The organism is Pseudomonas weihenstephanensis (genome assembly GCF_001043055.1).
Lineage (GTDB): Bacteria > Pseudomonadota > Gammaproteobacteria > Pseudomonadales > Pseudomonadaceae > Aquipseudomonas > Aquipseudomonas weihenstephanensis.
Map to the genome: position 1 here is coordinate 217,787 of NZ_JYLF01000004.1, position 14,961 is coordinate 232,747.

At 58.3% G+C, this 14,961-nt stretch carries 11 protein-coding genes; 2 read left to right on the forward strand and 9 right to left on the reverse strand.

What is annotated here, in order from left to right:
• Positions 1 to 29: 29 nt before the first annotated feature.
• Entirely contained in the window at positions 30 to 1,451 is a 1,422-nt protein-coding gene (gene hldE, locus TU86_RS11710) for a bifunctional D-glycero-beta-D-manno-heptose-7-phosphate kinase/D-glycero-beta-D-manno-heptose 1-phosphate adenylyltransferase HldE (RefSeq protein ID WP_048364475.1), read from the reverse strand.
• Between the two features lie 170 nt (positions 1,452 to 1,621).
• Positions 1,622 to 3,430: a lipid A export permease/ATP-binding protein MsbA gene (gene msbA, locus TU86_RS11715; RefSeq protein WP_048364476.1), complete on the reverse strand. Its 1,809-nt coding sequence runs from the start codon at positions 3,428 to 3,430 to the stop codon at positions 1,622 to 1,624.
• Between the two features lie 157 nt (positions 3,431 to 3,587).
• On the opposite strand from msbA, the gene TU86_RS11720 reads away from it, so the two are divergent.
• Both TU86_RS11720 and TU86_RS11725 read left to right on the forward strand, forming a co-directional pair.
• On the forward strand, positions 3,588 to 5,465 hold the full coding sequence (locus TU86_RS11720) for a bifunctional O-antigen ligase/aminoglycoside phosphotransferase family protein (protein ID WP_048364477.1): 1,878 nt from the start codon (positions 3,588 to 3,590) through the stop codon (positions 5,463 to 5,465).
• Between the two features lie 2 nt (positions 5,466 to 5,467).
• Entirely contained in the window at positions 5,468 to 6,685 is a 1,218-nt protein-coding gene (locus tag TU86_RS11725; RefSeq protein WP_193387779.1) for an acyltransferase family protein, read from the forward strand.
• A 3-nt stretch (positions 6,686 to 6,688) separates the two neighbouring features.
• On the opposite strand, the gene TU86_RS11730 is transcribed toward TU86_RS11725, so the two are convergent.
• From TU86_RS11730 to TU86_RS11760, 7 genes are all read right to left on the reverse strand, one after another.
• Positions 6,689 to 7,573, reverse strand: coding sequence for a glycosyltransferase (locus TU86_RS11730; RefSeq protein WP_048364479.1), 885 nt, complete (start codon positions 7,571 to 7,573; stop codon positions 6,689 to 6,691).
• On the reverse strand, positions 7,570 to 8,721 hold the full coding sequence (locus TU86_RS11735) for a glycosyltransferase (RefSeq protein WP_048364480.1): 1,152 nt from the start codon (positions 8,719 to 8,721) through the stop codon (positions 7,570 to 7,572). The genes TU86_RS11730 and TU86_RS11735 overlap by 4 nt, the downstream gene beginning before the upstream one ends.
• Positions 8,718 to 9,602, reverse strand: coding sequence for a DUF6625 family protein (locus TU86_RS11740; RefSeq protein WP_173426980.1), 885 nt, complete (start codon positions 9,600 to 9,602; stop codon positions 8,718 to 8,720). The genes TU86_RS11735 and TU86_RS11740 overlap by 4 nt, the downstream gene beginning before the upstream one ends.
• Before the next feature lie 63 nt (positions 9,603 to 9,665).
• A complete protein-coding gene (locus TU86_RS11745; protein WP_048364481.1) occupies positions 9,666 to 11,060 on the reverse strand; it encodes a PIG-L family deacetylase in 1,395 nt (464 codons plus the stop codon).
• A gap of 80 nt (positions 11,061 to 11,140) precedes the next feature.
• Positions 11,141 to 12,037, reverse strand: coding sequence for a GNAT family N-acetyltransferase (locus TU86_RS11750; RefSeq protein ID WP_048364482.1), 897 nt, complete (start codon positions 12,035 to 12,037; stop codon positions 11,141 to 11,143).
• On the reverse strand, positions 12,037 to 13,167 hold the full coding sequence (locus TU86_RS11755; RefSeq protein WP_048364483.1) for a glycosyltransferase: 1,131 nt from the start codon (positions 13,165 to 13,167) through the stop codon (positions 12,037 to 12,039). Before TU86_RS11755 ends, TU86_RS11750 begins: the two co-directional genes overlap by 1 nt.
• The gene (locus TU86_RS11760) at positions 13,151 to 14,908 is read right to left on the reverse strand and encodes a carbamoyltransferase family protein (protein ID WP_048364753.1); all 1,758 of its coding nucleotides are present in this window, start codon (positions 14,906 to 14,908) and stop codon (positions 13,151 to 13,153) included. The genes TU86_RS11755 and TU86_RS11760 overlap by 17 nt, the downstream gene beginning before the upstream one ends.
• Between the last annotated feature and the right edge of the window lie 53 nt (positions 14,909 to 14,961).

The following is a 14,961-nucleotide window of genomic DNA, read 5'->3' on the forward strand; positions in this document are numbered from 1 at the left end:
TCTCGGTTGGGGTGAGGGCAAGGCGGTCATCACTGACCGCGAATCTTCTCGACGATGGCCGTGGTCGAGCTGTTCTCAACCAGACCCAGCACTTTCACTGTTCCACCATAAGACGCCACGATGTCAGCACCCACCACTTGGTCGATGCCATAGTCACCGCCTTTGACCAGCACGTCAGGCTTGACCTGAGCCAGCAGGTTTTCCGGTGTGCCTTCGGGAAAGCTGATGACCCAGTCCACCGCGCCCAGTCCGGCCAATACCGCCATTCGCCGGTCGACACTGTTGATCGGGCGACCCGGGCCTTTCAAGCGACTCACAGAAGCGTCATCGTTAACCGCAACGATCAAGCGATCACCTTGGGCACGCGCCTGTTCCAGATAGGTCACATGCCCCGCGTGCAGGATGTCGAAACAGCCGTTGGTGAAGACGATTTTCTCGTTGTGAGCGCGTGCGTCGTCGATGGCCAGCAGTAGCTGATCGAGGCTCAAGACACCGCGCTCCGAGCCTTCTTCGCGCTGTATGGCACGGCGCAGTTCCGGGGCGCTGATGGCCGCCGTGCCCAGCTTGCCCACCACAATACCCGCAGCCAGATTGGCCAGCGCTACGGCGTGGGGGAGCTCTTCACCCGCAGCGATGGCCGCGGCCAGCGTAGAGATCACGGTGTCACCCGCGCCGGTCACGTCAAACACTTCACGCGCACGCGCAGGCAAGTGCATGGCCGCAAAGTTTGGGCGCAACAAGGTCATGCCGTGCTCGCCACGCGTCACCAGCAATGCCCCCAAATCGAGGTCAGCCATCAATTTGGCCCCCTTGGACACCAGCTCGGCTTCATCGGCGCAACCGCCGACGATGGTTTCGAACTCACTCAGGTTTGGCGTAATCAGGCTGGCTCCCCGGTATACCGAGAAGTCCTTGCCCTTGGGGTCGGCCAGCACCGGGATGCCTTTGGCGCGTGCGGCCTGGATCAGCACCTGGTGGTTTTTCAACGCACCTTTGCCGTAGTCCGACAACACCAGCACCTTGATGCCTTCAAGCAAGCTGTCGACTTCGGCGCCCAGTGCCAATGCATCCGTGGCAAAGGGTTCTTCAAAATCAATACGCAGCAGTTGCTGGTGACGGCTCATGACCCGCAGCTTGACGATGGTCGGCTGGTGCGCAATGCGCTGGAACAGTGCACGAACACCCGCGCCTTGCAGGCTGTTGGCCAGGCTGTCGGCGGCTTCGTCGTCACCGGTCACGCCCACCAACGAGGCAGGTGCACCCAGTGCAGCAATGTTGAGCGCAACGTTGGCAGCACCGCCCGGACGGTCTTCGATCTGCTCGACTTTGACCACCGGCACTGGCGCTTCAGGGGAAATCCGTGAGGTTCCGCCATGCCAATAACGGTCGAGCATGACATCGCCTACCACCAAGACAGGGGCTTGATCGAATCGCGGCATGGACAACTTCATGGAGAACCCACATACAAAATGAACAGGGGCGCGATATTAACACAGGGTGAACGCTGGTCAGTTCACGGTATTAATCGCAAGGAATGAGAATCAGACGTGACTTACAAAACCTGCGCTCACTGACACACAGGTCTGTGCAGGAGATGGGCGAACCCACCTCCTGCACAGGATCAGGCGATGTCGCCAGACGCCAACGGCGCATCAAGCCCCAAAGAGTGCAGGCGAGCGTAGTAACCGTTTTGCGCCAACAGCTCGGCATGGGTACCGCGCTCAACGATCTGGCCCTGGTCCATGACCAGGATCATGTCGGCTTTTTCGATGGTCGAAAGACGGTGCGCAATCACCAAGGTGGTGCGGCCTTTCATCACATGATCCAGTGCGGCCTGAATGTGACGCTCGGACTCGGTGTCGAGTGCCGAGGTCGCTTCATCCAGAATCAGCAGCGGGGCATTTTTCAGCAAGGCGCGGGCAATCGCCAGACGCTGGCGCTGCCCCCCCGAGAGCAATACGCCGTTTTCACCGACCTGAGTGTCCAGGCCCTGGGGCAGTTGCTCGATGAAGTCCATCGCATAGGCGTCGCGCGCAGCCTTCTCGATATCGGCCCGCGGCGCGCCTGCCAGGTCACCGTAGGCAATATTGTTGGCCACGGTGTCGCTGAACAGAGTGACGTGCTGGGTCACTTGCGCAATATGACGACGCAGATTGAGCAGGCGGTACTGCTCGATATCAATGCCATCGAGCAGAATTTCACCCGAGGTGTGATGGTAAAAACGCGGAATCAGGTTGGCCAGCGTTGACTTGCCGCTGCCCGAACGCCCCACCAATGCCACCATCTGGCCCGGCTCGGCAATGAACGACACATCCTTGAGCACCTGGCGATCGGTGTCCGGGTAGGTGAAGTTCAGGTTGCGCACCTCAAGGCGACCGCTGACGTGGTCGCGCTCAACGGTGCCGGTGTCGACTTCCGGTTTTTCGTCCAGCTGTTCGAAGATGCTCTCAGCGCCCGCCACACCCTTCTGGATCGTGGAGCTGACTTCGGACAATTGACGAATCGGCTTGGGCAGCAGGCCCGCCAGGGTGATGTAGGCAATCATGTCGCCCGCCGAAGCGTCGCCCCGCATGTACAGCACCAAGAACATCAGAATGCCCATGGCCACGTAGATCACCAGTTGCAGCATCGGCGTGTAGATCGCCCCGGTACGGGTCATGCGCAACTGTTTATCGGTGTTGCTCTGGCTGGCTTTCAGAAAGCGTTTTTGCTCGTAGGTTTCGCCGCCGAAGCTGCGCACCACGCGATAACCCTGGATGGTTTCCGAGGCCACGTGGGTGACGTCGCCCATCGCTACCTGAATCTTCTTGCTCTGCTTGCGAAATTTCTTGCTGGCCGTGCTCACCATGACCGCGATCAGCGGCAGGATAGCGATCATCACCAGCGTCAGGCGCCAGTTCATCCACAGCAACGATGCAAACAGGAACACCACGGTCATGCCTTCGCGGATGACGACCTTGATCGCATCGGTGGCAGCACCGGTGACCATGGTCACGTTGAAGGTGATGCGCGAAATCAGATGGCCTGAGTTGTGTTTGTCAAAATAGCGGTTAGGCAGCACCAGCAGGTTGTTGAACAACTGAACCCGCAGGTCGTGAACCAGTCCTAAAGACACCTTGGCCAGGAAGTAGTTACCCAGGAAGGAGCCCAAGCCTTGCCAGGCCGCGATCAGCACGATCAATAGCGGCACCGCTTGCAGCAGGCGCAAGTCGCGCAAGTACGGCACAGACGGGAACAGCACCGCATCCGGGTTGGACAGGCCGTCAACAAAGTACTTGAGGATGTAACCCAGCATGGGCTGAGTGGACGCAAAAATGAGGAAGCCGACAATACTCAGCAGAAACAGACCGATATAAGGCCGGACATAACTGAGGAGGCGCAGATAGATCTTCAAGCTCGATTCGCTTGAGCTGGGGCTGGATTCGGTCATATCACGCGACAGTTGTGAAAAAAGGTTGCTGACTTTATCACAGCTTCTCTGGTGTACTGCCAGCCGGTTGGGACAAGGTCTCACAGGACGCCTAAAACGACATTAAATGGCCATTAAGTTAATATGACCATCCAAAACCTGGAATGAACCTTTCAGCATGCAATTCAGTTACTTGAGCTACTCAAAACATCGGATGTTCGATTTCATTTGCCTGTGGCTACTGCCAATCGGGCTTTTTTTGCTTCTATCTGATTTGTATTTTGTGCCTGACCGCAGCATCCATCACAAACTGTATTACGGTTTATTCAGCATTCCGACGTTGATTGCCCTGCTGCTGCGTCCGCGGGAGATGAAAACGCTGTTGCAGGAACCCCTGATCCTGGGCCTGCTGGCGTTTATCGGCTGGTCAATGTTCACGCTGATATGGAGCCCCACCGCCGACAGCGCACTTGGCCTGCTCAAGCCGCCGCTGCACATTTTGATGTTGTTTCTGGGCTGTTCTCTGCTGGTCAAATACCGCAGTGAAAGCCTGCAACCGATATTCTTTAGCGCCGCCGTTATCGCGATGCTGATCACGCTGTATAACCTCTACGTGTTTGCCGGGGAGTGGTCGCCCGACATCCCCGAGCAACGCATGATTGGCGCCGGCGCCTTCGATAACCCGTTGCTCAGTTCCCACGCCTTCGGCTTTTTCTGCATCTATTGGCTGACGCTGGGCATGACCAGTAAGCGCAAGGCTATCGTCTTGGCGGCGGCACCTGCGTTTCTCATCATGTTTGCCGCCTTGCTGGCTACAGGTTCGAGAACGCCGCTGGTGGCGGTTGTCCTGAGCATGGTCTGGCTCAGCTTCATATGCTGGAATCGCCGCTCTCTGGCCTTGATCGGCATGCTCACAGCAGGCGCCGTGGTGGTGCTCGCGCTGTTCTCAGAGATGATCTTTCTTCGCGGCAGCTCGTTCCGGCTGGACATCTGGCGCATGGCGCTGGAGCTGATCGCGCAACGACCGTTTGTCGGCCACGGGTATGAAGCACCTTTGGCGTTTGATGTGCCGCAAGTGGGTTACACCCTGAGCGAGCCGCACAACTTCGCCCTGGGCGTGCTCTATTACGTTGGCATCATCGGTTTCATTCCGTGGGCGTTCATGCAGGTGTGGGGGCTTTACAGCAGTTGGCGCCAGCGCGTTAACCCTTTGTTCATTCTGGCTTCTGCCTGGCTGGTGTACGGCATCGGCGCCGCGTTGACCGAGGGCGGGGGAATCTTGCCGCGACCTAAAGAACACTGGTACTTGCTGTGGATTCCACTGGCACTGATCGCCGCGTTAAGCATTAGCCAACGCCTCAAGACCTTGCTCGACCGCCCCGTGAAGCGCCTGAACAACACTGACTACAGTGCGCTGCTAACCCATGCAAAAGTGATCGAGGAAGACGGTCTGGGGCCCAAAGTTCTGCGCCTTGAGAACGGCAGCTTCCTGAAACTGTTTCGCGAGCGCCGCGGCTATACCTCCGGCAGCTTCAACCCCTACTCCCAGCGTTTTGCCGTCAACAGCGAACGCTTGCAAGCGATGGGTGTTGCCGCCCCCAGGATTCTCGACCTGTACCTGTTTGCCGATGGCAGCAGCGGGGTGTTGTATCAGCCATTGCCGGGGCAAACGCTGCGCCAGGTGATGCAGTCGATGGGTTCGGGCGCCATGCGCCAGGCACTGGTGGAGCGCTTCGGCAAGTTCCTGGCACTGCTGCACGACAAGGGCGTTTACTTCCGCTCGCTGCACTTGGGTAACGTGTTGCTGATGGACGATGGCGAGTTTGGTTTGATCGACATCGCCGACCTGCACTTCTATCCGTCTTCACTAAGGCTGGCCTTGCGTCAACGCAACCTGCGCCACATGCAGCGTTACCCGGAAGACCGCCGCTGGCTGTTTGAAGAACAGCTGCAAGCGTTACTCGACGGTTACGCCGCCCTGGCCCCACCGATTGCCGTAGGCCGCCTGAGGCAACAGATAGAACAGCTGGGCCGCACTGAGAGCACTGTCAGTTGAGCCTGGGGAGCAACAACCCGCTCTGGGCCGTGATCGCATACGCACTGGCAATCACCACTTCAGCATTGTTGCTCCGCTTCTTTCCGCGTCTTCAGCGCAGCGTGCAACACACAGGGCAACAGCGCTTTAACAGCGTCGATGGCTTGCGCGGCTATCTGGCGTTCGGGGTGTTCGTCCACCACACCGCCATCACCTGGCTCTACCTGCACACCGGCGTGTTTGACGTCCCCAAGAACTATTTCTACGCACAAATCGGCCTGGCCAGTGTTGCGCTGTTTTTCATGATTACCGGCTTCCTGTTCTGGGGCCGCCTTATCAAACATGGCCGGCATCACGACTGGCTGGCCTTTGCCGTATCGCGCATTTTCCGCCTGTACCCGCTGTACCTGCCGCTATTGCTCGTCGTTATTCTCTGCGTGTTTTACCTGCAAGGCTGGACCTTCGAGGATGAACCGCTGGTGGTCGCCAAACAGGTTCTGGCCTGGCTGGTATTCGAGCGCCCCGACATCAACCAGTACCCGCAAACCGGCATGCTGATTTCCAATGTCACTTGGACACTGGGCTACGAGGTGTTCTTTTACCTGGCATTGCCGCTGTTCGGGATGGTGTTTGTGTACCGCAAAAACTGGAAACAGGCCGTGCTATGCCTGCTGGGCATTTATGCCCTGTATCAGGTGGTCGGCTGGGAGCATTCGCTGAAAAAACACATCCTGATGAGCTTTCTCGGTGGCATTGCGGCGGCTTATTGGGTGCGTCGCCCACAGTGGGTGGCGTGGGGACAGACCCGTCTGGCAGCCTGCATCGCCTTGATGCTGTTGGTCGTGGTGCTGTTCATGTTCCGCAAGAGCTTCGCCACAGCGCCACTGCTGCTGTTGACCGTGTTCTTCTGCATCGTGGCCTCGGGCAACACCTTGTTTGGTGCCCTCACGCTGCGCAGCATCCGCTGGATGGGCGAAATCAGCTACAGCACTTACCTGCTGCATGGTCTGCTCATTTGGCTGTTGATGCACCGCCTGCCAGTGGTGATGCAGTGGGACATCCAGCAACCGCTGGTATTTGTTGCATTGGCGGCGGTCGCCAGCAGTTTACTGATCGTGATCAGCAGCCTGACGTTCTTGTTTATCGAGCAGCCCGGCATGCTCGCGGGCAAGAAGACGGTGCGCTGGCTACGTCAGCGCACCCCTCTTGAAACATCCGACCCCGTAAAAGACGACGCCTGATACTCAGTCTTTTTCCAGCGGCGAAAAGTACAGACGCCCCAGGCCGCGCCAGGTTTTACCGGTCCAGTGCTTGAACGGAATTTGCTTGAGCAGTTCGCGCGCCAGACCACGGTCCCGGTTCGAGGTTTTCAGGAACATCGAGTTCAGGAACTTGTAACGCACTTCGTCATACAGCGGGTGATCGCTGAACAACGCATAGATGCGCAAAATGCTGTCGATCATGAACCGGTGGTTTTTGTACGAGTTGGTGGCGTGCTTGCGGTACTGCGCCATCACCACACTCAAACCGTCGATAAAGTACCCGGCGTGGGTGATCTTCAGCTCGATGTACAAGTCTTCCAGACGAATGCTCGGGTCAAAACCGCCCACCTTGTCCAGCGCTTCACGACGAATCATCAGCGTGGTCGCGGGCGGGTAAGGTTTGCGCTCCAGAAACATGTCATCGAAGTCCAGGCGACGGAACGGCACATCACGCCGCTGGCGCTTTTCGGGGTACAGGTTGCCCTCGGCGTCGATCAGTTCGATATTGCCCGCGCAAATGCCGACCTCGGGCTTGCCGTCCATGTACTCAACCTGAATCGCAATGCGATCGGGCTTCATGATGTCATCAGAACCGAACGGCACGATCAACGAGCCTTTAGCCCGCGCAATCGCGCCATTGAGGGTGTTGGTCAGCCCCTGATTTTGCTGGACGCGAAAATCAAACCCGTGCGCGGCCTGCAAACGTTGAATGCGCTCAACACTGTCATCGGTCGATCCGTCGTCAACCACCAACAATTCGATATTGGGGTAGGTCTGGTCCAGAACGCTCTGAATGCTCTGCTCGATGTACGGGCCGTGATTGTAAGAAGCAATAATCACCGAAACCAAAGGTTGAGCGTCTGTCATGAGCGGTCCTTGCGTGCTTGACTCAGGCCTGAGTCGATCAAATCCAGATACGCCTGACGGAACACCTCGATGTCGTGGTGTTCTTGCAGGTAGCGATACGCCTGTTCGCCCTTGGCGTGCAGCGCCTCGTCTGGCAGTGCGAGGTACTGATCGAGGGCGGCGGTCAATGTCGCCACGTCGCTGGGTTTGACGGCCAACCCTCCCGCGCCCTGAATCAACGGCAACATGGCCGGCACATCGGTGGCAATCACCGGCAAATGGCCACTCATGCCTTCAAGCAATGCCAACCCCAGACCTTCGGCCAACGAAGGCATGGTCCAGATGTCGAACGCGCGCACGTACTGCAAGGCGTTCTCCTGAAAACCCAGCAAATGCGCGCGACCGTTCAGGCCCAACTGTTCGATCTGTTCGCGCAAGCGCGACTCTTCACGACCGGCGCCGATAATGGCCAACTGCGCGTTGGGGTATTTGTCCTTGAGCGCGGCAAAAGCCTGGAGCAAGAAACGATGGCCCTTGATAGGCACCAAACGTCCCAGTGCACCGACCATGCGCGCGTTCTGGTCCAGGCCCAGTTTTGCACGGGCTTCAGCCCGCGGCAGTTGCAGGGCCTCGGCTTGCTCGATGTCGATCGCGTTGGTAATTGCGTAGGTGTTTTGCTCGGTAAACCCGCACTTGCAGTCCAGCAAGTACTGTTTGACCGCTGGCGACACACCGACAAAACGCCACGCCTTGTCGATCAGGCGTTTGGCCTGGCTGCGACGATAAAGGCGGTCGTACTCACCAAAACCATGGGAAATGCCAATGCATAACGGGATTTTCAGCCAGCGATTAAGCTGCAACATCATGTTGACCGGCTTGAAGCGGTTGCAAATCACCACGTCAAACTGTTCTTTGCGACAGAACTTGTACAGCGCCCACATCGCGCGGATGCGCATGCCTTTGAGCGACTTGTCACTGAACTCGAAGTACACCGAGTGATCGGCCTTGCTCACCGGCTCGCCGGGGCCAGGGCGACCGCGCAAGAACGCGGCCGTGATTTCATAACGCTCATTGGGTAGCGCACGCACGATTTGCTCGGCCAGGTCAGCGAAATCGTGGGATTTGACGTTGTAATCAGGCTGCAACTGCAAAACCTTGGAACGCTTCATAACTCTCCCCGGTGAAATCCGGTGGCATCAATAACCCAGGCAGGCTCGGCGGCCAGACGCTGGACAGTGGCGGGATCGGGAATGGGCAACGCGGCCCATTCATTGCGTTTCCAGCACACGAAGTGAAAGTACGGAAAGGTGTAGTCGCCGTCGCGGTCATTGGTCAGTTGACCCTTCTTCCAGAACCATTTACCCGGGAAGTTTTGCGTGCCGTCATGCCACTTGATGCAACCGCCCGGCGTACTGAACGCCTCGGTGAAGTCGCTGGTACGACGCAAGGGGTTGAACTTGCCCACCAGATCAAACAACGGCTTGGGAAAGTTCTTGCGCCACAAGAAGATCCGGCTGAAGGCTCCTTCATCAAGCGCATGGTGCTGATCGTCGGTAAAACGCTGCTGCCAATCCTCGATTTTCATGAACAGCTCGCGCTTGCACTGCGTGTTGCGCATCAAGCACAAATGACCTGCGACGCGGCGTTCATGGGTGGAGAACAAGTCGTAGCGCGCCAGCCGCTCAGCAGTGAAATAGCGGCGCAAGTTGCCGTACACCAGGTCGATGTCGCCAAAGGCCCAGAAATCATAGCCATGCAGGCTGTCTTCATGGATGTAACCCAGCGCGGGCTTGATATCGCACAGTTTGTAGGCGGCTTTGGGCGCGAAGTTGATCTTCAGGCGCTCAGACACCTTGCGGCAATAATCGCCAAAACTGATGCTTTGAACCGTCACATTGGGCGGCAGGTTTTCAGGCACCCCACAGTCACTGAACAGCAGCCAGTCAATGTCAGGATTGTGCCGGCAACTTTCCAGGAAAAAAGGCATCCAGAACGGCCATTGACCGAAGTAAGGGATGACAAACGCAATACGCGGTGATGGTTTTATCACAGGGAACTCAATGTAATGGTCGAGAAAAGGGACAACGCTATGCCCCTGAAAACGGTGTTTTTATTATTTAAGGTGCCAAAACAGTTCATGTCGGCGAACCGCTTTGCGGAAAAATTCGTTCTCACCGTAAGGTGATGGCTTTCGGCCGGCCAAGAGCCTTTGTATCGACCGCCGCACACGCCGCTTGAGCGCTGCACGCGGTTGCAGATCATGCATCATGCCCAGCGCCATCGCTTTGTCGCGCTGTTGCTCAAGGCTCAATACCCGGCTATACGGACGCAGCGTGAGTGAGGCATCGAACACCGGTGGCAGTGCAATGCCATCTCCGCTGTTGCCCATCGGCCAACGGTCGTTGTCATGCAAGTGGTTGGCGTAGCCCAGCAACGTGTCCGGCTGCCACGCCAAGCCTTGCAGCGCCTCAATGACCGCCGAATGCGCGCAGATATGATCGGGGTGCGGATCAATGGCGGGATGCGGCAGCACGATCACTTGCGGCTTGGCCCGCAGGATTAACGCCCGCAGGTCGGCCAGCAGATTGTTCCAGGTCGGCGCGCCATCCTCATCACCCGGCAGCGCCACGCTGTTGAACTGGCGAAACAGGCGGGTATCGGTCAGGTCGGCTTCGCGTGAAGGGATCGGCTGCTCAGGGGCCGCCTGCATGGCGGGCAATTGCAGGCAGAAATAACCGAGCTGCGCGCATTGGGCTTGCGGCACACCGGCCCAGCGCGGCACCGCCACGCTGTCCCAGGCACGCAGGCGACCCTTGAGACGCGCCGCTTGCGCTGGCTCCAGCCCCATCTGCTGGTAATGCTGCGCTTCGATCTCACCCGCAGTCAGCGTCACGATCCAGGCTTCTTTGGCCTGACTGTACAAATCAAACGCAGCCAGCTCGGCGTCGTCGGCATGCGGGGCAATGACCATGACCCGCTGCTCGCTGTAGTCCGGCTGAGGCAAAACCCACAGTTGGGGCTGGCCCGCTACACGGCAAAAGCGCCCGCGCAGCGACAACTCACCGCCGCTCAACGCCTGAGCACAACCTGTGAGGTTCAGATAACGCAGGCCATTGACGCCGCGCTCGAATGTTTGCCGATCGTCGGCGAACTGTACAAACGGGTCGAAAAACCGCCCCAGCACGCCACTTTTCACCTTGAGCGCCAGAATCAGTGTTTCGTCACCCGCCAGGCTCAGCGGCGCTTGCAGCAGCACGCGTCCACCTTCAAGGCGCACATCAGGGCACTGAGTGTCGGCCGCAAAACGGTATTGATAGTCGTCTTTGGGGGCATAAAACAGATGGTCGGCAAACCACGCTTCATGGGCGATCCAGCCCACCACCGCCAGCAGCAGCGGCAACCACCAGGCCACCAGCACACCGCAAGCAATCAGTAACAGCAGACCGATCACCAGGCTGATGCGTTTATTGCGTCGATGGCGCTTGAGGAGTTGTTGTTTGCGGCTCATGGCTTGGCTCTTGTTGGCTGATTGCCCTTTTAGGCGCGAGCATGGCCCCATTGCGAGCGCTCGCGCCTACCGGGACGACATCACACTTTGAAGACGGGCACCGGGTTGCACCAGCGCTCTTTGTATTCGCGGTCAGCGCGGCCGAACGAGAAACGCAGCGGCTTGTTAACACTGCGGGCCTGCTCCCAGGCCGACTGGGTGTTGATAAAGCTCAACACGCTGCCGGGGCTGAAAGCACGCGTTTGGGGGTCGACGCCGCCATTGACGTACTCAACGCTGATCCATTGCGGCGATTCAACCCGATACACCAATTGGATGGCAATGGGCGCATCGTTGAGGAAGATCACCGAGCCGATCAAAAACTCGCGTAATAGCTCAATGACTTCAGCCATACGCTCGGCCCCGGTGGCCACAAAGCCCCAGCGCCGCAGAAATAAATCGCAATAAATGGCCGACAACTCGACGCTGGAAAACTCAGACACCGGGCGTATGACTCCGCCCGCCTCTTCGAGTAAGCGCAGTTCACGGCGCTGGTTATAGCGAAATTTCTTTGACAGCTCTTCGGGGGTGCGTGCCATCGCCAACTGTTCGGTTTGCGCGACTAAGGTACTGAAACGCCCCTCGTTGAGTTGTGACAAGTAACGCCCACGATGGCGTAAAGGCGCTGCTGCATCATCGGCCGCAGGCAAAATCAACTCGGCATTGCCCAGATCAAACAGGCCTTTTTTGCCGCGGCGCTTGAGCACGTCCTTGGACAGTGCCAAGTCGCGGCCCCACGTCGCGATTGCGGCTTTAAGTTCAGCGCCCTGCTCCCAGGCTAAATAACGCACCGGGATACCCGCCAAGTGCGCCAGGCGCTCAATGACCTGCGGATGGGTGGCGACGCTGCCACCAAAACGCTGCCAGGCATGGGCATAAGTGTCAGCGTCAACCGCCTGCCAGCCGCGCTCGCGCCAGCCCTGAAATCGATTAAGCATCAGGCCCCCGCAGTCAGGTCGGTGACTTGCGGCAACTGCCAGAAGGTATCGCGCACCGCTTGATCGCTAAAACGGTCATGCAGGCGCGCCAGCATCAATTGGGCACAGGCCAGACGCTGCGCATCATCGAGCTGTGCCAAATGTTGCAGGCCCTGAGCCAGATGATCTGCGTCGCCCAGCGGGAACAGAATGCCCACGCCCTCGACCACTTCCTTGGCGCCACCACAGGCCGTGGCCAGTAACGGCACGCCAGCAGCCATCGCCTCCAGCAGCACCATGCCGAACGGTTCATGGTCGGAGCTGAGGGCAAACACATCAAACGCGCGGAAGTAGCAGCGCGCATCGGGCACTTGACCGAGAAACTTCACCTGCTCGGCAACGCCGAGTTCTTTCGCCAGTTCCTTGAGGTCCTGCTCCAGACGGCCCTTGCCCATGATCACCAGTTGGCTGTCCGCGGGAAGGTGCGCCAGTGCCTTGGCAAAGCCCTGAATCAGCGTGGTCTGGTCTTTATCAGGGTGCAGACGCCCAACGTTGCCGATCACAAAACCGTCAGCCGACAGCCCAAGGTCGGCACGCGCCTCAGCGCGCGGCACCTGGCTGGCTTGCACCGCCTGAATGTCGATCCGGTTGTAAAGCGTACTGATACGCCCGTTTGGCCATTTTGGCAGGCACTTGCGCAAGTCATCACGCACGGCATCCGAAACGCCGAGCAGGCTCAAACGCTTGCGAAACAAGTGGGCGAACAGCTTGCGGCTACGACGCTGGTAATCGCCGAACGCATGGTGCACGCCGATCACCGGCAAATCAGTGGCCAACAACGCGACGTAAATCGGCTTGAAACGGTGTGCGATGCAAAAGCTGAAATCGCGCGAGGCCGCAATTTTGCGCAGTTCGCGGATGGCGCCCAGCTTCAGGCCACGAATGGCCTTGGAGCTGAACTCCATGAACAGCACGTCGTCCGACCCGCAGCCCGCTGCAACCTGGGGGTCAGCCGCCCCGGTCAAAAAGACCGTGGTGACCTTGTACCCGGTGCCTGCAAACAGGCTGGCGTATTGACGGGCGCAGTCCAGAAACGGCCCGTCATAGCCGTGACAGAACTGCAACACATGACGCTCAGTCGAGCGAGTCATAAGCATCCGCGCCGTCTTTGACTACCAAAATGTCTTCCATGATCAGGTACTGCAAATCAGAACCGAAGAACATGTTCAGGGCGTCGGTCGGCGAACACACCATCGGCTCGCCACGACGGTTGAGCGAGGTATTGAGTGACACACCATTGCCGGTCAGCACTTCCAGCGCTTTCATCATGTCGTAGTAGCGCGGGTTGTATTGACGCTCCAGCACTTGGGCACGGGAGGTGCCGTCTTCGTGCACCACCTCTGGTACGCGGGTCTTCCACTCTTGCGCCACTTCAAAGGTGAAGGTCATGAACGGGGCCGGGTGATCGACCTTGATCATTTGCGGGGCCACGGTGTCGAGCATCGAAGGGCAGAAAGGCCTCCAGCGCTCGCGGAACTTGATTTGTTCGTTGATGCGGTCAGCCACACCCGAGCTGCTTGGGCAGCCGATGATCGAACGACCGCCCAAGGCACGCGGGCCAAACTCCATGCGGCCCTGGAACCAGGCCACCGGATTGCCGTCGACCATGATCTTGGCGATGTTTTCAGGGGTGTTGCTGATCTTGCGGTACGCCGGTTTGCCAGGATGACGGGCACAAGCCGCGATCACGTCTTCGTTGCTGTACGCAGGGCCGAGGTAGACGTGTTCCATCTTCTCGACCGGTACGCCACGGGCGTGCGACACATAAGCGGCGGCGCCGACAGCGGTGCCTGCATCGCCGGACGCCGGTTGCACGAACAGTTCTTTGACGTCTGGACGGGCAATGATCTTCTGGTTCAGCTTAACGTTCAGCGCGCAGCCGCCGGCAAAGGCCAGCTTGCCGGTTTCTTTAAGCACGTCGCCCAGGTAGTAGTCGATCATCTGCAACGACAGTTTTTCGAACAGTGCCTGCATGCTGGCCGCGTAGTGGATATACGGCTCGTCGGCGATATCGCCTTCGCGCTTGGGACCCAGCCACTCGATCAGTTTTGGCGAGAAGTAGAAACCTTTGCCCTTCTCTTTGTAGCGGCGCAGGCCGATGACGTTGGCGTATTCAGTGTTGATCACCAATTCGCCATTTTCGAACGAGGCCAGGCGCGAGAAATCGTACTTGCTGGCGTCGCCGTACGGCGCCATGCCCATCACCTTGAACTCGCCGTCCAGCATCTCGAAACCGAGAAACTCGGTGATTGCACCGTAAAGGCCGCCCAGGGAATCCGGGTCGAAGAACTCTTTGATCTTGGTGATCTTGCCGTTTTCGCCATAACCGAAGAAGGTCGTGGCGTACTCGCCTTTACCGTCGATGCCCAGGATCGCGGTTTTCTCTTTGAAACCCGAGCAGTGGTAAGCGCTGGAGGCGTGAGCCAAATGGTGTTCAACCGGCTCGATCTTGATTTTTTTCGGATCGAAACCCAGTTGCTCAAGGCACCACACAATCTTGTTGCGATAGCGCTTGTAGCGACGGTTACCCATCAAAATCGCATCCAGGGCGCGATCCGGGGCATACCAGTAACGCTTGGCATAGTGCCAGCGCGCCTCACCGAACAAGCTGATCGGGGCGAATGGGATCGCCACTACGTCAACGTCGGAAGGCTTGATACCCGCTTGTTCAAGGCAAAATTTTGCAGATTCGTACGGCATGCGGTGTTTTGCATGCTTATCACGTACAAAGCGCTCTTCTTCCGCTGCCGCGACCAGCTTGCCGTCGATATACAGGGCGGCGGAGGGGTCATGGCTCAGGGCGCCGGACAGGCCAAGAATCGTCAATGCCACAGGTTGTGCCTCTTTTGAATGCAGGCAGGCGGCAGGCGCCTGAAAAAAGGGTG